General features: G+C 71.4%; 12 protein-coding genes. 7 read left to right on the top strand and 5 right to left on the bottom strand.

Going from position 1 to position 18,482, the window contains the following annotated elements:
- Positions 1-26 precede the first annotated feature (26 nt).
- The 4 genes from smc (at position 27) to FHX46_RS22065 (ending at position 7,506) form a co-directional block, all read left to right on the top strand.
- The gene (gene smc / locus FHX46_RS22080; protein WP_167118353.1) at positions 27-3,608 is read left to right on the top strand and encodes a chromosome segregation protein SMC; all 3,582 of its coding nucleotides are present in this window, start codon (positions 27-29) and stop codon (positions 3,606-3,608) included.
- Between the two features lie 312 nt (positions 3,609-3,920).
- Positions 3,921-5,468 (top strand): purine-cytosine permease family protein, encoded by a 1,548-nt coding sequence (locus tag FHX46_RS22075; protein ID WP_167118350.1) that lies wholly within the window; start codon positions 3,921-3,923, stop codon positions 5,466-5,468.
- Complete coding sequence (locus FHX46_RS22070; RefSeq protein ID WP_167118347.1) at positions 5,465-5,992, top strand: nuclear transport factor 2 family protein; 528 nt, start codon at positions 5,465-5,467, stop codon at positions 5,990-5,992. Before FHX46_RS22075 ends, FHX46_RS22070 begins: the two co-directional genes overlap by 4 nt.
- Positions 5,989-7,506, top strand: a complete 1,518-nt coding sequence (locus tag FHX46_RS22065; protein ID WP_167118344.1) for an amidase family protein — start codon at positions 5,989-5,991, stop codon at positions 7,504-7,506. The genes FHX46_RS22070 and FHX46_RS22065 overlap by 4 nt, the downstream gene beginning before the upstream one ends.
- Before the next feature lie 180 nt (positions 7,507-7,686).
- Here the strand turns inward: FHX46_RS22065 and FHX46_RS22060 are convergent, their stop codons facing one another.
- A complete protein-coding gene (locus FHX46_RS22060) occupies positions 7,687-8,163 on the bottom strand; it encodes a hypothetical protein (RefSeq protein ID WP_208400239.1) in 477 nt (158 codons plus the stop codon).
- 162 nt (positions 8,164-8,325) lie between these two features.
- On the opposite strand from FHX46_RS22060, the gene FHX46_RS22055 reads away from it, so the two are divergent.
- Positions 8,326-10,860 (top strand): glycoside hydrolase family 172 protein, encoded by a 2,535-nt coding sequence (locus FHX46_RS22055; protein WP_313886217.1) that lies wholly within the window; start codon positions 8,326-8,328, stop codon positions 10,858-10,860.
- Here the strand turns inward: FHX46_RS22055 and FHX46_RS22050 are convergent.
- From FHX46_RS22050 to FHX46_RS22040, 3 genes are read right to left on the bottom strand one after another with little or no spacing between them, the layout of a single operon-like run.
- Positions 10,857-11,456, bottom strand: coding sequence for a hypothetical protein (locus FHX46_RS22050; RefSeq protein WP_167118334.1), 600 nt, complete (start codon positions 11,454-11,456; stop codon positions 10,857-10,859). The genes FHX46_RS22055 and FHX46_RS22050 overlap by 4 nt on opposite strands.
- Entirely contained in the window at positions 11,457-12,986 is a 1,530-nt protein-coding gene (locus FHX46_RS22045; protein ID WP_167118332.1) for a sodium:solute symporter, read from the bottom strand.
- Positions 12,973-14,151 (bottom strand): anhydro-N-acetylmuramic acid kinase, encoded by a 1,179-nt coding sequence (locus tag FHX46_RS22040; protein ID WP_167118329.1) that lies wholly within the window; start codon positions 14,149-14,151, stop codon positions 12,973-12,975. The genes FHX46_RS22045 and FHX46_RS22040 overlap by 14 nt, the downstream gene beginning before the upstream one ends.
- 117 nt (positions 14,152-14,268) lie before the next feature.
- Between FHX46_RS22040 and ftsY the strand changes: the two genes are divergently transcribed.
- The gene (gene ftsY / locus FHX46_RS22035; protein ID WP_167118326.1) at positions 14,269-15,675 is read left to right on the top strand and encodes a signal recognition particle-docking protein FtsY; all 1,407 of its coding nucleotides are present in this window, start codon (positions 14,269-14,271) and stop codon (positions 15,673-15,675) included.
- A gap of 322 nt (positions 15,676-15,997) precedes the next feature.
- On the opposite strand, the gene FHX46_RS22030 is transcribed toward ftsY, so the two are convergent.
- Positions 15,998-16,774 carry an IclR family transcriptional regulator gene (locus FHX46_RS22030; RefSeq protein WP_167118323.1) on the bottom strand — a complete coding sequence of 259 codons (777 nt, stop codon included), beginning with the start codon at positions 16,772-16,774 and terminating at the stop codon, positions 15,998-16,000.
- Between the two features lie 89 nt (positions 16,775-16,863).
- On the opposite strand from FHX46_RS22030, the gene aceB reads away from it, so the two are divergent.
- On the top strand, positions 16,864-18,438 hold the full coding sequence (aceB, locus tag FHX46_RS22025) for a malate synthase A (RefSeq protein ID WP_167118319.1): 1,575 nt from the start codon (positions 16,864-16,866) through the stop codon (positions 18,436-18,438).
- Positions 18,439-18,482: the final 44 nt, after the last annotated feature.

The raw sequence follows: 18,482 nt of genomic DNA, 5'->3' as shown, positions 1-18,482 counted from the left end.
ACCCAGGCGTTGAAGGGTCCCGCCACGTGCATCTCAAGAGCTTGACGCTGAAGGGCTTCAAGTCCTTCGCCTCGGCTACCACCCTGCGGTTCGAGCCGGGCATCACCTGTGTCGTCGGCCCGAACGGGTCGGGGAAGTCGAACGTGCTCGACGCGCTGCGCTGGGTGATGGGCACGCAGGGTGCGAAGGACCTGCGCGGCGGCAAGATGGAGGACGTCATCTTCGCCGGCACCTCCGGTCGCGCCCCGCTCGGCCGCGCCGAGGTCACGCTGACCATCGACAACGCCGACGGCGCCCTGCCGATCGAGTACAGCGAGGTCTCGATCACCCGCCGGATGTTCCGCGACGGCGCCAGTGAGTACGAGATCAACGGCAGCTCGTGCCGGCTGCTGGACATCCAGGAGCTGCTGTCGGACTCCGGCATCGGCCGGGAGATGCACGTCATCGTCGGGCAGGGCCAGCTGTCGCAGATCCTCGAGTCGAAGCCGGAGGAGCGCCGCGCCTTCATCGAGGAGGCCGCGGGTGTCCTCAAGCACCGCAAGCGCAAGGAAAAGGCGCTGCGCAAGCTCACCGCGATGCAGGCGAACCTGGACCGGCTCAACGACCTGACCGCCGAACTGCGGCGTCAGCTCAAGCCGCTGGGCAAGCAGGCCGAGATCGCCCGCAAGGCGCAGGCCGTGCAGGCCGAGCTGCGGGACGCGCGGCTGCGCCTGCTGGCCGACGACCTGGTCACCCAGCGCGCGGCGATCGCGCGGGAGGAAGCGGACGAGAACGCCGCCCGCGCCCGCCGCGCCGAGGTCGAACAGGCGCTGGAGCTCGCCGGCGCCGAGGAGGCCCAGCTCGAGGCCATGGTCGCGGAGGATGCCCCGCGCCTGAACGCCGCCCAGGACACCTGGTTCAAGCTGTCCGCGCTGGCGGAGCGTTTGCGCGGCACCGTGCGGCTGGCCGTCGAGCGGCAGCGGCACCTGTCCGCCGACGTCGACTCCTCGACCGGCGGCCGCGATCCGGAAGAACTGCTGGCCGAGGCCGAGCAGGTCGCCGAACGCGAGGCGGAGCTCAACGAGGCCGTCATGATGGCCCGCGAGACCCTCGCCGAGGCCGTGCTGCGCCGGGAGGAGCTGGAGCACGAGGTCCAGGCCGCGGAGAAAGCCCACATGGCGGCGGTCCGCGCGATCGCCGACCGGCGGGAGGGCCTGGCGAAGCTGACCGGCCAGGTCGAGGCGTTGCGCAGCAAGAACAGCGCCACCTCCGACGAGATCGACCGCCTGACCGCAGCCATTGACGAGGCCGCCGCCCGCGCCGAGATCGCCGTCGAGGAGCTGGAGGAAGCCCGGGCCGAGGGCGGGGCCGAGGAGTCCGACGACGCCGGCCTGCAGGACCGCCACGACCGCGCGGTGCAGGCCAACCAGGCCGCGAAGGCCCGGGTGGAGGAGCTCGTCAAGGCGGAGCGGCAGGCCGAGCGCGAGATCGCGTCGGAAAAGGCGCGGGTGGACGCACTGTCGATGGGCCTGCGGCGCAAGGACGGCGCGGGCGAGCTGCTCGGCGCCGGTGACCGGCTGCCGGGGCTGCTCGGCTCGGTCGCGGCGCTGCTGTCCGTCGAGCCGGGTTACGAGGTGGCGCTCGCCGCGGCGCTCGGACCGGTCGCCGACGCGGTCGCCGTCCAGGGCGGCGAGGAGGCCATCGCCGCGCTGAAGTTCTTGAAGGACAACGAGTCCGGCCGCGCGGGCGTGCTGCTCGGCGGCGCGCCGCACCCGGCGGGCACCGCGTCCTGGCCGTCGCTGCCCGACGGTGCGCGCTGGGCGCGTGACGTCGTCACCGCGCCCGAGGTGCTGCGCCCGGCCGTGGCGCGCGCGCTCGACCGGATCGCCGTGGTCGATACCCTCGACGCCGCGCGGCGGCTGGTCGCGGCGCACCCCGAGGTGAGCGCGGTGACCGCCGAGGGCGATGTGTTCGGCTCGCACTGGGCCGTCGGTGGTTCGGGCCGCAGCGAAAGCGTCATCGAGGTGCAGGCCGCGGTCGACGAGGCGCGGGAGCGGCTGGCGGCCGCGGAACGGCGCCTGGAACAGACCGCCGCGGAGCTGGAGGGCGCCCGCGCCGAGCAGCAGGCCCGCCGCGACGAGGTGGGCCAGGCCAAGGAAGCGCTGTCCGAGGCGAAGGTCCGCCAGGCCCGGTCGTCGGAACGGCTCAACCGGCTGCAGCAGGCGGCCCGGTCGGCCGAGGCCGAGGTGACCCGGTTGCGGGACCAGCGCGCGAAGGTCGAGGCCAGTCGCGAGCAGGCGCTGGCCAGCCTGGCCGAACTGGAGGAGCGGCTGGCGGCGGTGGCCGAACAGCCGGTGGACGAGGACCCGGACACCAGCGCCCGCGACGAGGCCGCCGAACGGCTCGCCGCGGTGCGGCAGGAGGAGGTCGAGTCGCGGCTGGCACTGCGCACGTCCGAAGAGCGGGCGCGCAGCATCGCCGGCCGCGCCGAATCGCTGCGCCGGGCCGCGCACGCCGAGCGGGCGGCGCGGGAGCGGGCGGAGAAGGCCCGCGCGGCCCGGGCACGCGGTGCGGCGATCGCCGCCGCCGTGGTCGACGCCGGTGAGCTGGCCCTGGAGCGGATCGAGTTGTCCGTGCAGCGGGCCGCGGCCGAGCGCGACGAGGCCCAGGTGGTGCGGCAGCAGCGCGAGGCGGCGCTCACCCAGGTTCGCAACCGGGTCCGCGAGCTGACCCACGAGCTGGAGAAGCTGACCGACGCGGTGCACCGGGACGAGGTGCTGCGCGCCGAGCAGCGGCTGCGCCTGGAGCAGCTGGAGACGAAGATCGCCGACGACTTCGGCATCGGCCTGGACGACCTGGTCGCCGAGTACGGCCCGGACGTGCCGGTGCCGCCGAGCGCGCAGGAGATGGCCGAGTACGAGGAGGCCAAGGCGCTCGGCGAGCAGGTCAGCGCGCCGCCGTCGATCCCCTACGACCGGAGCACGCAGGAGCGGCGCGCGAAGCGGGCCGAGCGGGACCTGTCCCTGCTGGGCAAGGTGAACCCGCTGGCACTGGAGGAGTTCGCCGCGCTGGAGGAACGGTACAAGTTCCTGTCCACCCAGCTGGAGGACCTGAAGGCGACGCGCAAGGACCTGCTGACGGTCATCAAGGAGGTGGACGACAAGATCCTCGAGGTCTTCGCGTCCGCCTACCACGATGTGGCGCGCGAGTTCGAGACGGTGTTCTCGGTGCTGTTCCCCGGCGGCGAGGGCCGGATGGTGCTGACCGAACCGGACGACATGCTGGCCACCGGTGTCGACGTCGAAGCCCGCCCGCCGGGCAAGAAGGTCAAGCGCCTGTCGCTGCTCTCCGGTGGCGAGAAGTCCCTGGTGGCGGTGGCGATGCTGGTCGCGATCTTCCGCGCCCGCCCGTCGCCGTTCTACGTGATGGACGAGGTCGAGGCCGCGCTGGACGACACCAACATGCGCCGGCTCATCGGCCTGCTGGAGCAGCTGCGCGAGTCCTCGCAGCTGATCATCATCACGCACCAGAAGCCGACGATGGAGATCGCGGACGCGCTCTACGGCGTGAGCATGCAGGGCGACGGCATCACGAAGGTGATCAGCCAGCGCCTGCGCCAGGAGGCGTAGGAAACCCCTGCCGCCCACCGTCGGCGTACCCGCGGATTTTCACATAGGCCAAAAGCGAGTTCACCGGGATGCACCGGACGAGGCCGGTGGCGCAGAGTTTGCGGGGCCGCCGCCCGCCGCTACCGCGGGGCCGGGCTCGGCCTGCACCACCGGCATCGTCGCCTCCGGCGGCGCCGTGCCTTGGTCGCCACCGCGAACCTCGGGGCGACCGGGAAGTACCTGCGCGGCGAGTCGCCGCGGGTGACCGAAGAGCCTGGTCACGGCGTTTTCGCGCGCCGGAGACCTGGCCCAGCTCCCGTCCGGGAGGACTCGATGACCACAACCGAAGTTTCCGAAAACTGGGCCGAAAACCGCGAGGACTACGCGCTGCGCCCGGTGCCCTCGAGCTACCAGCGGTGGAGCGTGCCGTCCCTGTTCGGCGTCATGTTCGGCATCACCACTGCGATGTTCTTCTTCTCCTGGGGCGGCACGCTCGTGCACGCCTACGGCACCGTCAACCTCGTCGTCGGGCTGCTCGTCGCGACCGTGATCGTCGGCGCGCTGGCCTACCTGTGGACCAGCGCGGCTTCCCGCAGCGGTCTCGGCTCCGACCTGCTGACCCGCGGCGCCGGGTTCGGTTTCCTCGGATCTACGGTGACGTCGCTGATCTTCGCCGTGAACTCGCTGCTGTTCTTCGCGTTCGAGGGCTCGATCATGGCGAACGCGGTGATGGCGCAGTGGCCGTCGGTGCCGCGGTGGCTGGTCTACGCCGGTGCGGGTGCCGTGTTCATCCCGCTGACCTGGTACGGCCTGCGCCTGGTGAACATCCTGATGTGGGTGACGCTTCCCGTGTTCGCGGTGTTCATGGCCCTGACCATCTGGCATGCCGCGCACACGCCCGTCGACGTCGGCTTCTGGTCCTACCGGCCGGCCGCCGGTGCCGGTCCGGATGCCGGGCCACCGGTGCTGCAGCTGCTCGCCGCGGCCTTCGGTGTCGCCGGGACCATCCCCGTCGCGGCGGACTTCGGCCGGTTCATCCCGGCCCGGCGCCGGCGGCTCGGGTCGTTCGTGGTGGGCCCGGTCTTCGCCGCGGTGACGTTCCTCGGCCCGACGCTGCTCGGTGCGTGGCTGTCGCTGCGGTTCGGTGAGACCGACCCCGGCAAGTACCTGCCCGGCGTGTTCGGGGTGTGGGGTGTGCTGTTCGTCGTCACCACCCAGCTGCGGATCAACCTCAGCAACGCCTACTCCGGGTCGCTGCAGTTCGCCGGGTTCTTCTGCCGCGTGTTCGGGGTGACGCCCGGCCGGCACTGGTTCGTCGTGCTGACCGTGGTCCTCGGTGGCGCGCTGATGTTCGGTGACCTCTACAGCAGGCTCAACGCGGTTCTCACGTTCGGTGGCGTCTTCATGCTGGCGTGGATCGCGTGCGTGGTCGCGGACATGACGATCAACAAGCGGCTGCTGCGTCTTTCCCCGCCGCAGTTCGAGTACCGCCGGTCGCGGCTGCCCGCGCTCAACCCGGTTGGGCTGGGCGCCATCGCGGGCGCGCTCGTCGTGTCGGTTCCCCCGGCGTTCGGACTGTTCGGGCCGCTGGGCATGACGTTGGCTCCGTTCGTGGCGGCAGCCGCGGCGTTCGTCCTCGTGCCGGCGATCGCCCTGGCCACCAAGGGCCGGTACTACACCGTCGCCTCCACCGCCGAGGAGGTCGTTCCCGGTGACGATCTCGTGCGCTGCGTCGTGTGTTCCGAACGGCACGCGCCCGCCGACTTCGTCTCCTGCCCGTTCCACCGCGGCGCGATCTGCTCGGTCTGCTGCGCCGCCGAACGCTCCTGCCGTTCCCTGTGCAAGAACACCACCGCCGAACTCGAAAGGACACCCGCATGAACGACCTGCTCGCCCGCCTGCAGCGGCTGGAAGACCTGGAAGCGATCCGGCAGCTCAAGAGCGACTACGCCCGGACCTGCGACCTCGGCGCCGACCCCGATGCGCTGATGGCGCTCTTCGCGCCGGACGGCGACGTCGTGTGGCGCAGCAACGTCTTCGGTGAGCACCACGGGCACGACGCCATCCACCAGTGGTTCTCCGGGGTGGCCGGGATGATGCCGTGGGCCGCGCACTTCATGGTCAACCCGGTGATCGAGGTCGCGGCCTCCGGCGACACCGCGACGGGGCGCTGGGACCTGCTCGAATTCGCGACGATGGCCCGCGCGGACGGCTCGGGCGAGTTCGAACCCGTCCTCATGACGGGCTGGTACAACGACGAGTTCCGCAAGATCGACGGCCGCTGGTACTTCACTGCCATCAACATCGACATGCAGCAGATGTCGAGCTGGGACAAGGGCTGGGTGCGCGAGCCCCACCGCGGCGGCGACCCGATGGCGGTGGCTGCCGGGCGGGCGCTGCGATGAGCTCGCCGTTGTCCGGCGCCGACGCCCTCCGGCAGGCCGACCGCCTCGGCCTGCCGGTCGGCGCGGCCGAACTGCCCGCGGTGCGGGAACTGGTCACCGAAATCCTGGACACCATCGGCGCGCTGCCGGCGCCGGAACCCGGCCCGGCGAGTGGTCGTCCCACCCGCTCACCGACGACCGCGGACGACCCGCTCAACGCGGTCACCCTGTGGACGGACGCCGAACCGACCGGATCCGGTCCGCTGGACGGGGTCCGCGTGGCGGTGAAGGACTGCATCGCGGTGTCCGGCGTGCCCATGACGGCGGGTTCGGCGCTGCTCGCCGGGTTCCGGCCGGATGCGGACAGCACCGTCGTCGCCCGGTTGCGCGCGGCGGGCGCCCGCATCGTGGCCACCACGCGGATGGACGAGCTCGGGCTGGCCGCGGGTGGCGATTCCGGGCTCGGCGGGCCGGTGCGCAACCCGTTCGACCACGCCCGCACCGCGGGTGGCTCGTCCTCCGGGTGCGCGGCCGCGCTCCACTACGACGCGGTCGACGTCGCCGTCGGCGCCGACCAGGGTGGTTCGGTCCGGGTGCCGGCCGCGTGGTGCGGGGTGTTCGGCCTGAAACCCACCCACGGGCTGGTGCCCGCGACGGGTTCGCTGGGCATCGACCACACGGTCGACCACCTCGGACCGATGGCCCGCACCACGGCAGACCTGGCCCGGGTGCTCGACGTGCTCGCCGGGCCCGACGGAGCGGATCCCCGGCAGCGGGACCTCCCCCCGCCGTCCGGCTACTCGCGGGCGGTGGCGGATGCACCCGCCGATCTGGCCGGGGTGCGGTTCGGTGTCGTGCGGGAGTGCGTGGCCGGTGCCGAGCCGGACGTGCGGGCTGCCTTCGAGGACGTGCTGACCGGGCTGACGAAACTCGGAGCGACGGTCGTCATCGTGGATCTGCCCGAACTCGCCGCCGCGGGCGCGCTCTGCTTCGGCACCACCGTGGAAGGCACGGCGGCGCTCCTGGCCGCGGGCGGCAACGGCTACCAGTGGCGCGGGCGTTACTGGCCGGAGCTGGCGCAGGGGATCGCCCAGGGCTGGCGGGACGGTGCCGGGCAGCTCGGCACCGCAGCCAAGGCGGTGGTGCTCGCCGGGGCCTACCTGCAGGAGGCGTACCGCGGCGAGTGGTACGCGAGGGCGCAAAACGCGCGGGCACGGCTCGAACAGGGGTACGTCCGCGCGCTCACCGGGGTCGACGCGCTCCTGTCGCCGACCACGCCCGGGTTGCCGCACACCGTCTCGGCACCGTCCGACGCGGCGCGCGTGCGGCGGGGCTGGGCCGTGCTGACCAACACCGCGCCCGCGAACGTCACCGGTCTCCCGGCGTTGTCGATGCCGCTCGCGCAGTCCGGCGGACTGCCGGTCGGGGTGATGCTGACCGGCCGGCACTTCGACGAGGGCCGGCTGCTTGCCATCTCGGCGGTGTGCGAGCGGGAGATCGGGGTCCGGCCGGGCTCTTCCCCGCCCCGCCCGTAACAGCCCACGCTCCGGTCGACCAGCCTGGTTTTCGCACTTCCGTCCGGAGTTCCGATCGCGGCATCCGCTCGCTCTTCGGGCGGGTTCCGGGAGGATGGGGAAGTCCCTCGGGCTGCTCGGGCCGGTTGGTCCTGGGCGGAGGCCCTCCCGTGGACGCGGCGGATCGTGCTCGCGGGCCGCTCAGTGGTCGTTGCTGAAACTGCGTATGGTGTCTGCCTCCGTTTCTGCACCGTGGAAATAGAGCTTGGTCTCGACTTCGTCAAGATCGTAGGGGTCGCCCTCCGATGCCCGGTGCATCACGCAGGTTCCGTTCCCCTTCGCTGTCCACCAGGCTTTACGCCAGCCGTGCTGGAACACCAGCACCTGTGCCGAGTTCCCGTTCGCCTTCGTGTCGCACAGCTTGATCACGTCGCCGTGCTCCTCGACGTAGACCGTCGCGCTGTGATCAGGCGTCGACCAGGTGTGGTCCCAGCCCCCGGGCGGGGTATAGGTGGTGGCCGCGGCGGCGCCCGTGGTGGCCAAGACAGCGGTGGCGGTCGCGGTGATGGCGCCTGCGGCGAGCAGAGTTCCGCGGAGTTTCATCGTGCCGCCTTTCCAGTCGGGAGCGGATCCGGAAAGTAGCACACTGATCTCTGATCCTTCAAGAGGATCGTTCAACAATCAACGGCGGGCGCCGCTTGACGGATGCCGACCGAACCCTTCCCTCGAAAGTGTCCGAGCGCGGTAGGACACGCCCGTGGCGGCTTGCACTATGTTCAGGGAACCGGTTTCTCGCGGGGATCGCGCGAATGGTCCAGTCCAGGCTGGGGGGTCTTCACTGTGTCCGGACGTTTCTTCGTCGTGCGCAAAAAAGGGTCTCTCCTGGCGGTCGCCGCGCTCGTGCTCGCCTTCACCGCGGGAGTTCCCGCCCAGGCCGCACCCGCCCCGGCCGCCACGGGCAAGGGACCGGTGGGCTGGGACATCTACCGATCGCTCGACGGGCTGGCCCGGTTGCGGCCCGGCGAGCAGGTGAAGCAGTTCTCCAGTTTCGACCGCACCGGGCACAACGACGACGGCTTCGACGGCACGTACTCGTGCCTGCGTCACGAAGCCGACGGCGACTGCGTCCTGGCCGACGCCCGCGGCGCCGGTGAGATCTCGTCGATCTGGTTCACCTACGCACCCACCTCGGTCGCGGACATCGGCCGGATCACCATCGAGCTGGACGGCCGGGTCGTGCTCCAGCGTTCGCTGCAGGACGTCGTGAACGGCGCCCAGGGCGCGCCGTTCGTGTGGCCGCTGGTCGGCAACTCGGCCGACACCATGGGCGGCTCGGTGATCAAGGTGCCGATGCCCTACACCAGCTCGATGCGGATCACCACCGAGCACAACCCGCACTTCTACCACGTCACCTACCGCCAGTTCGCCGATGCGGCGGGCGTGCGCACGTTCAACCCGGCCGACCGCGCCGCCGACGTCATCCAGCGGCTGCGCGCCTTCGGGGTGCGCGACCCGAAAGCGGCCGCGCCGGGCGCGCGCACCCAGGGCACCTCGTTCGACGTCCCGGCGGGCACCGCCGCCTCGATCCCGCTGCCGTCCGGCGCGCAGCGCATCACCCAGCTCCGCCTCCGGTTGCCACAGGTCATCGCCGCGCCCGGACTGTCCGACGACGGTCGCGCGTACGGCCCCGGCGGCAGTTCGTTCACGGCGAGCGTCGCGCCGGACAACGACGGCGTGCGCATCACCCGCCGCATCGACGCCGGCATCGGCGAGCAGCGCGCCGACCTCGTCGTCGGCGGCCAGACCGTCGGACAGTTCTCCAGCGGACCGGCACGGGCGGGTGGCGGCTGGCTGGACCAGACCATCGAGGTGCCCGCCGGCCTCACCCGCGGCCGGTCCCAGCTGCCGGTCGCGACCCGGTTCGTCTCTTCCAGCAAGGACGTCAACGAGTTCCGCTACGAGGTGCACAGCCTGGTGGGCGGTCAATGGGTGCGCACCGACGTGCTCGACATCGGTCCCAACCACCCCGGCGAGGAGGCCGCACACGAGTACACAGTGGACGGCCAGGAGTGGGCGGGCCTGCGGCACTTCCGCTACGCGGCCGATCCGGGACAGGTCGCGGCTTCCGATGCGGTGCTGGAGGGTCTGCGGTTGCGGTTGACCTTCGACGGGCGGACCACGGTGGACGCCCCGGTCGGCGAGTTCTTCGGTTCCGGCCTGGGCAAGTACGCGTCGCGGACCCTGCTGCACAGCATCGACACCACGGACAACGGCGCGTACACCGCGTGGTGGCCGATGCCGTACGCGCGCAGCGCGGTGGCGGAGCTGGTCAACACCTCGGGTGTGACGGTCACCGGCGGCAGCGTCGAGGTGACCACCGCGCCGGACGCCGGGGTGGCCGCCGGACTGCGGGACGGCTCGGTCGGCTACTTCCACGCCACCCAGCACCGCGCGCACACCGTGCCCGGGCAGGACTGGAACTTCCTCACCAGCCAGGGCCGGGGCGTGTTCTACGGGGTCACGACCACCATGCGCGGAGACATCCCGCCGGGGCAGAACCAGCTGAACTTCCTCGAGGGCGACGAGCGGATGTACCCGGACGGCTCGGCGAGCCCGGCGATGCACGGCACCGGGTCGGAGGACTTCTACGAGTCCGGCTGGTACTTCCTGGACGGCCGCGACGGCAACGTGGAGGGCGTGCCGTACGCCATGCCGCAGGCCGGGCTGGTCAGCCGCGAGGACGCCGCCGACGGCTGCCGGTACGTGTGCGTCAACGCCTACCGGCTGATGCTCGGCGACGGGGCCCCGTTCGGCAACGGCATCGAGTTCGACATCGAGCACGGCGACCGCTCGTCCATGCCGGCCGAGTACAGCTCGACGTCCTACTGGTACGGGCAGGACACGCCATCGCTGAGCCAGACCGACGTGGTGGAGACCGGCGACGACGCGAGCCGGGTGGCGCACGGGTATTCCGCCCCGGGTGAGACCCGGGCCTCGCTGACGTCGACCTTCGAGGGCAAGGGCGACACCACCCCGGTCACCGCCACCACGACGTCGACCACCCAGCCGGTGACGTTCACGGCGCGCGTGGATCAGGCGAACGGCGGCCTGCGGTTGCACCGCGTGTCCGACCAGGCGCAGGCGTTCCAGGACGCGCGGGTGTTCGTCAACGACCGGCTCGTCGGGGAGTGGTACCAGCCGCTGGGCAACACGTACTCGCGGTGGCTGGAGGACAGCTTCGACATCCCGGCCCCGGCCACGGCCGGTCAGACCTCGGTGCAGGTGCGGCTGGAACCGGTTTCCGGCGCCCCCGCTTGGTCGGCGTCGCGCTACACGGTCTTCTCGCAGGCGGCCCCGTCACCGGCTCAGGACTAGCTGATCGGGGCGCTGCCGTCCCATTCGGACAGCGGCGCGCAGTGCCAGCGCCACTTCTGCAGCCTCGGATGGCCCGGCAGTGACGCCCGCCCGTTGGCCCACAACAGGGTGGGCCACGGGTCGGTGTCCATCGGCGTCCACGGGAACAGCCGGTACAACGCGGCGGCCGCGAGGCGGGCCGGCGGCTCGAACTCGACGCCGAGACCGCGTGCGGCGTCGAAGGTGTGCACCAGCAGCTCGTCGCCCGCCATCGCCGCGAAACCGGCCGGGTCGGCGATGCCCCACGGGTGGAAACCGCGCGCCTCCGGCGAGCTGGTCGCCACCACCGCGGCGAGCACCTTCGCTGTCGTGCCGAGCGTCACCAGCAGCTCCGCCGGCGGTGAGCCCGCCCGTACGTGGAACTCCATCGTCGACAGCTCGACCGGTCCCGCGGTCAGGTCGTAGGCGTACCAGTGCAGGGAGTCGCTGATGTGCGCGACCACCCCGGCGACGGTCAGGTCCATCTCCGGAACCGGGACGGACCAGTCCCGTTCGAGGTGTGCGGACAGGAACTCCGTACAGGTCTGCGCGGTGGAGAGCAGGACGTTGGCGTCCATCTAAACCGGCTCCGGTTCCTTCCGGGCCGTGGTCTCCGCGGTGCGGTGCCGCAGGGACAGCGCGCCGCCCACGACGAGCGTGATCAGTACGCCGAGCAGGGTATACCACGGGAACGCGAGCACCACCGGCTTCGCGCCGGGAGCGGGCGGGATCTTCACCGCGAGCACCACGACCGCCATCACCGCCACCGTCACCACGAACGCGATGATCGCGTCCAGCTGGCGGGCCCGCTTGACCCACATGCCGAGGAAGAACGCGCCGAGCATCGCGCCGTAGGTGTAGCCGGTGATCGACAGGCCCTGCTCGATCACTGGGTTGTTCCGGCTGCTGAACAGCGACCCGAACACCGCGAACACCACCGCCCACACCAGCGTCCAGATCCGGCCGTGCCGCAGCAGCTTCGAATCCTCCGGCGGGCGCTTGGTGAACCGCTGGTAGAGGTCGGCCACCGTGGAGTTGGACAGCGCGTTCAGCGCCGACGCCAGCGCGCCCATCGTGGACGCCAGGATCGCCGCGATCAGCAGCCCGGCGACGCCGACCGGCAGCTCGCTGGTGATGAAGTTGGTGAACACGTCGTCGCCCTTGATGCCCAGCTGGGGCAGCGTGCGGAACCCGTTGTGCGCCCACAGCATCGCGCCGACCAGCAGGAACAGCGCGAACTGGATGGTCACCGCGATCCCGCTGCCGATCAGCGCCTTGCGCCCGTCGGCGATGCTGCGGCAGGCGAGGAACCGCTGCACGATCAGCTGGTCGGTGCCGTGCGAGGCCATCGTGAAGATCGCACCGCCGACCACCGCCGTCAGGAACGCGTACTGGCTGGTCAGCAGGTGCAGGATGTCGAAGTTGAAGTCGAACAGCCGGAAGATCCCGGCGTCGGCGGCGCGGGAGGTCCAGTCCGACGGCAGCTTGCCCGCCAGGACGATCATCGCGATGATCGCGCCGCCGATGTAGACCGACAGCTGGATCACGTCCACCCACACGACTGCCTTGATGCCGCCGACCAGCGCGTAGATCACGGTCAGCGCCGTCAGGACCACCACGATCTGCCAGTAGGACGTGTGCAGCCCGAAGTGCTTGAGGATGACCTGGATCGGGATCGCGCCGGCGAACAGCCGCACGCCTTCGGCCAGCAGGCGCGTCACGATGAACGCCACCGACGCCACGCCCTGCATGGTCGAGCCGAACCGCTGCCCGAGGAAGGCGTACGCGGTGGTCTGCTGGCCCTTGAAGTAGCGCGGCAGCAGCACGAACGACACCAGCGTCCGGCCGATGATGTAACCGAACGGCAGCTGCAGGTACGTCAGCCCGTTGTAGCTGCCGGACGCCGCCCAGATCAGACCGGGCGTGCTGATCACCGTGAGCGTCGAGGTCTCGGTCGCGACGATCGAGAAGCACACCGCCCACCACGGCAGGCTGCGTTCGCCGATGAAGTAGTCCTGCGCCGAGCGCTGGCGGCGCCCCACGAGCACGCCGATCGCGGGCATCGCGGCCAGGTAGACCACGATGATCGCCAGGTCAACTGGGTGCATCTGGCACTCCTATCGGTTGGGCCGGGGCAGCCGCTACCCGCAGACGGGTGACGGTCGCCGGATGGGGAGCGGGCATCGAGAGCGGGTGTGCGCCGGGGGTGATGCTGCCGAGCAGGCGCGGCCCGCGGGCGCCGGTCGCGGCCGGCAGGTTCGCCGGGATGCCGTGCCAGGTGAGCCAGCCGAGCAGCGCGGTCAGGTACGCCTCCTTCGCCGAGCGCGGCAGGCCGAACTCGTCGCTGGTCGCCAGCCGGGTGCCGGGCAGGTGGCGGGCGAGTGCGCGCATCAGCGACGGGTTGTCCGTGCCGCCGCCGGAGGCGATCACCGTGGTGGCCCCGGCGCAGGCGCGCGCGACGGTGACGGCGGTCAGCTCGGTGAGGGTGGCGAGCAGGTCCTCGTCCGCCACGTCGAGGCCGGCGGTCGCGGCGCGCAGGTAACCGGCGTGGAACAGCTCCTTGCCGGTCGACTTCGGTGGCGGCGCCGCGTAGTAGGGCTCGGCGAGCAGGCGGTCCAGCAGCTCGGGGTGGACCCGGCCACGGGCGGCGATCGCACCGTCGAGGTCGCTGCTCCGGGCGCCGCCGGTGACGTCGTGCGCCGCCAGGTCCAGCAGCGCGTTGGCCGGGCCGGTGTCGAAGGCCAGCACCCCGTCCGGTCGCACCACGGTGACGTTGGCGATGCCACCGAGGTTCAGCGCGACCGCCGGCGCCAGGTCCCGCAGCCACAGCGCGTCCAGGGTGCTCGCCAGCGGAGCGCCGTGCCCGCCCGCGGCGACGTCGCGGACACGCAGGTCGGCGACCACCGGCAGCCCGGTGCGCTCGGCGATCCAGGCCGGCTGTCCCAGTTGCAGGGAGCCGCGAGCGCGACCGTCTTCTACCCAGTGGAACACGGTCTGGCCGAGCGAGGCGACCAGGTCGGCTCCGGCGGACATCGTGGCGGCGGCCTCGGCGAACGCCTGCCCGACCCGGGTGTCCAGCCGGGTCACCTGCTCCACCGTGGCCGCGGCCGGCGGCAGCGCGGCGAGCAGGTCGCGCCGCAGGTCGTCCGGGTAGGGGAGCGAGGAGTGCCCGAGCGGGACGAGCACGACCTCGTCGCCGGTCACGTCCAGCTCGGCGACCGCCACGTCGATCCCGTCGACCGACGTGCCGGAGATCAGCCCGACGACGCGCATGACCGAGTGGTCTAGTCCACTTTTGACGGGAACGCAAGACATCCGGTGATTTCTTGTCCCAGCCGAGTCTGTGAGGGGTGCCCTGCCCGGCCGGTCGCCGGATGCGAGGATGACGACGTGGCGGAAAACCTCTGGTTCTGGATCATTCTGGTGGTCGTCGTCCTGCTGGCGATCCTCCTCATCAGCGGTCTGGTCGTCGCCCGCCGGCGGAAGATCAGCCTGACCGAGGCCGAGGCCGAGCGCGAGACGAAGCCGCCGAGAGGCGGGGGCTACCAGGCCGGTGGCGGTATTGCCCTGGCGCCTGGCGGGCAGCAGACGGAGACGGTCGAACCACCCGAGCACCCCGCGGGCGAGCGCACCGAGGTCGACGGGCAGCCCGGTGTCGGCGACGACGCGTCCGTGCCCCGTGACGCGCCCCGCCGCGGCATCGTCGACGTGGGCCTGCCGGAGGCCGAAGCCGCACCGCCGGACATCGAAGTCCCGTCGGTGCCGCCCGCGCCCGAGACCCCGGCTGCGCCGCCGGTCACCGAGGCGCCGCAGGTCCCGGCCGCCCGGGAACCCGAGCCGTCGGCCGTCGCGGTCGAGGAGCCGGAGCCGGTCGGCGGGCGGATCGAGCGGCTGCGCGGCCGGTTGTCGAAGTCGCGGTCGATGTTCGGGCAGAGCCTGCTCGGCCTGCTCGGCGCCGGTGACCTCGACGAGGACTCGTGGCAGGACGTCGAGGACACGCTGCTGATGGCGGACCTCGGAGCGGCCACCACCACCGAGATCGTGGAGAAGCTGCGCACCGAGCTGACCGCGCGTGCCGTGCGGACCTCGGCGGAGGCGCGGACCGTGCTCAAGACGGTGCTGACCGATGCGCTGCACCCGGGCTGGGACCGCTCGGTGCGCGCGCTGGCGCACACCGTGGACGGCGCCAAGCAGCCGGCGGTCGTCCTGGTCGCGGGTGTGAACGGCACCGGCAAGACCACCACCACCGGCAAGCTCGCGCGAGTGCTGGTCGCGCAGGGCAGTGAGGTCCTGCTCGGCGCGGCGGACACCTTCCGCGCCGCGGCCGCCGACCAGTTGCAGACCTGGTCGGAGCGGGTCGGGGCCGAGGTGGTGCGCGGCAAGGAGGGCGCCGACCCGGCATCGGTGGCGTTCGACGCGGTCAAGCGCGGCGTGACCGCCGGGGTCGACGCGGTGCTGATCGACACGGCCGGGCGGCTGCACACCAAGACCGGCCTGATGGACGAGCTCGGCAAGGTCAAGCGGGTGGTGGAGAAGCAGGCCAAGGTGGACGAGGTGCTGCTCGTCCTGGACGCGACGACCGGTCAGAACGGCCTGATGCAGGCCCGGGTGTTCCGCGAGGTCGTGGACGTCACCGGCATCGTGCTGACCAAGCTCGACGGGACCGCCAAGGGCGGCATCGTGTTCCAGGTCCAGCGCGAGCTCGGCGTGCCCGTCAAGCTCGTCGGACTGGGCGAAGGGCCGGACGACCTGGCGCCCTTCGAGCCGGCCGCCTTCGTCGACGCCTTGCTGGGATGAGCACCGTCACTCGTTCGGGTGACGACGTCGGATAACGCTGTACAAGCCGGCCCCGGGCGCGCCAGAGTGAAAAAGGCGCGCCGCAGGGGAGGACGGCGCGCTTCTTTTTGCCCCCACCCGGACCGGCCAACTCACCGCCCGGACTGACCAACTCACCGCCCGGAGCGGCAAACACGCTGCCCGAAGCGGCAAACACGCCGCGCCCCGGTGTGTTGGCTGGTCCGGGCGCCGTGTTCGCCGCTGGTGGCGGCGTGTTGGCCGGTGGGGGCGGTGTGTTGGCCGCTGGGGGCGGCGTGTTGGCGGTTCACCGGCGGGTGGCGGTTCAGGCGCTCTCCTCCAGGTAGGTCGACAACGTTGCCGCGGTGGCTTGCACCAGCGGGGCGATCCGCGAGACCGCATCCAGCGTCAACCGGCCGGACGGGCCGGACACCGAGACCGCCGCCGGGGCCGGGGTGCCGGTCAGCGGAACGGCGACACACCGCACCCCCAGCTCCTGCTCGCTCTCGTCGACGGCGTAACCCTGCGCCGCCACCTGCGCCAGGTGGGCTAGCAGCGCATCCGGATCGGTGAAGGTGTGGTCGGTGTAGGCGGGCATCCCGGTGCGGCTCAGCAGCGCCCGCACCTCCTCGGTGGGCAGCTGCGACAGGATCGCCTTCCCGACCCCGGTGCCGTGCGGCAGGACGCGCCGCCCGACCTCGGTGAACATCCGCATCGAGTGCTTCGACGGCACCTGCGACACGTACACCACCTCGTCGCGCTCCAGGACCGCCAGGTTGGCCGTCTCGCCGGTCACTTCGACCAGTTCGGCCAGCAGCGGGCGCGCCCAGGCGCCGAACTGCATGCTCGCGTTCTCACCCAGGCGGATGAGCCGGGCGCCGAGCGCGTACCTCCGGTTGGTGTTCTGCCGCACGTAGCCGAGCTGCACGAGCGTGCGGATCAGGCGGTGGATCGTCGGCATCGGCAGGCCGGAGCTGGCCGCGAGCTCGGACAGGCTGGCCTCGCCGCCGGTGTCGGCCAGCCGCTCGAGCAGTTCGAACGCGCGGCGCAGCGACTGGACCCCACCGACCCCGCCGTCTCGTCCCACCTTCTCTTCGGCCACCGCGTCTCCTCACATTGAGCTTCCGCTATGCAGAAACTATAGTCCGGGATGTAAAAACCAAACCGCAAGTCCTTCTGGGAGTGTTCCGCATGGCTGACGTCCAGGTGCTCGGCGGCGCCGTCGAGCGAGGCGACGAGATCCTGACCCGGGAAGCGCTGGACTTCCTGGCCGGGCTGCACACGAACTTCGCGGCCCGCCGCGACGAGCTGCTCGCCGCGCGCGCGAAGCGACGTGAGGAGGCCAAGCGCACCGGGCGCCTGGACTTCCTCCCCGAGACCAAGGAGATCCGCGAGGGCGACTGGAAGGTCGCCGAGGCGCCTCCCGCCCTGCGCGACCGGCGCGTGGAGATCACCGGTCCGACCGAGCGCAAGATGACGATCAACGCCCTCAACTCGGGCGCGAAGGTGTGGCTGGCCGACTTCGAGGACGCCAACACCCCGCACTGGCACAACGTCGTCGGCGGGCAGGTCAACCTGTCCGACGCGATCCGCGGCACCATCGAGCTCGACTCGAACGGCAAGCACTACGAGCTGCGCAAGGACGCCCCGCTGGCGACGATCTTGGTCCGCCCGCGCGGCTGGCACCTCGACGAGCACAACCTGACCTTCGACGGCCGCAAGGGCGTCGGCGCGCTCGTCGACTTCGGCCTGTACTTCTTCCACAACGTCCGCGCCCTGCTGGCCAACGACAAGGGCCCGTACTTCTACCTGCCCAAGATGGAAAGCCACCTCGAGGCCCGCCTGTGGAACGACGTGTTCTCCTGGGCCGAGAAGGAGCTGGGCATCGAGCACGGCACCATCCGCGCCACCGTGCTGATCGAGACCATCCCGGCCGCGTTCGAGATGGAGGAGATCCTCTACGAGCTGCGCGAGCACGCCTCCGGCCTCAACGCAGGCCGCTGGGACTACCTGTTCAGCGTCATCAAGTACTTCCGGGACGCCGGCGAGAAGTTCGTGCTGCCCGACCGCAACAGCGTCACCATGACGGCGCCGTTCATGCGGGCCTACACCGAGCTGCTGGTGCGCACCTGCCACAAGCGTGGTGCGTTCGCGATCGGCGGCATGGCGGCGTTCATCCCGAGCAAGGACCCCGAGGTCAACGAGAACGCCTCCAAGAAGGTGCACGCCGACAAGGCGCGCGAGGCGAACGACGGGTTCGACGGCTCGTGGGTCGCACACCCGGGCATGGTCGAGCTGTGCAAGGAGGAGTTCGACAAGGTCCTCGGCGACAAGCCGAACCAGCTCGACCGGCTGCGTGAGGACGTGTCGGTCACCGCTGACCAGCTGCTCGACGTGGCGAGCACCGAGGGCAGCGCCACCGAGGCCGGCCTGCGCGGTGCGGTCGACGTCGGCGTCCGCTACATCGCCTCGTGGCTGGGCGGCAACGGCGCGGCGGGCATCCACAACCTGATGGAGGACGCCGCCACCGCGGAGATCTCGCGGTCGCAGATCTGGCAGTGGGTGCAGAACGGCACGGAGCTGGACAACGGCCAGAAGGTCACCCGCGAGCTGGTCAGGTCGGTGCTCGACGACGTCCGCAAGGAGCTCGACGGGCAGATCCCGGCCGACCTGCTGACCCCGGCGATCGAGGTGTTCGAGGAGGTCGCGCTCGCCGACGAGTTCGTCGACTTCCTGACCCTGCCCGCCTACGAGCGGATCAAGTAGCCCCGGCCGGGAGCGTGGGACTCGCGGCGATCGCGAGTCCCACG

Origin of the sequence: Amycolatopsis viridis (assembly GCF_011758765.1) — a bacterium.
Taxonomy (GTDB): domain Bacteria; phylum Actinomycetota; class Actinomycetes; order Mycobacteriales; family Pseudonocardiaceae; genus Amycolatopsis_E; species Amycolatopsis_E viridis.
Note: the sequence above shows the minus strand (reverse complement) of the source record. Positions and strands in the feature narration are given on the sequence as shown.

Coding starts and splice junctions, on each gene's coding strand:
- aceB (WP_167118319.1), top strand. CDS start 16,864: ATGGCTGACGTCCAGGTGCTCGGCGGCGCCGTCGAGCGAGGCGACGAG.
- FHX46_RS22065 (WP_167118344.1), top strand. CDS start 5,989: ATGAGCTCGCCGTTGTCCGGCGCCGACGCCCTCCGGCAGGCCGACCGC.
- FHX46_RS22070 (WP_167118347.1), top strand. CDS start 5,465: ATGAACGACCTGCTCGCCCGCCTGCAGCGGCTGGAAGACCTGGAAGCG.
- FHX46_RS22075 (WP_167118350.1), top strand. CDS start 3,921: ATGACCACAACCGAAGTTTCCGAAAACTGGGCCGAAAACCGCGAGGAC.
- FHX46_RS22040 (WP_167118329.1), bottom strand. CDS start 14,151: ATGCGCGTCGTCGGGCTGATCTCCGGCACGTCGGTCGACGGGATCGAC.
- FHX46_RS22045 (WP_167118332.1), bottom strand. CDS start 12,986: ATGCACCCAGTTGACCTGGCGATCATCGTGGTCTACCTGGCCGCGATG.
- FHX46_RS22050 (WP_167118334.1), bottom strand. CDS start 11,456: ATGGACGCCAACGTCCTGCTCTCCACCGCGCAGACCTGTACGGAGTTC.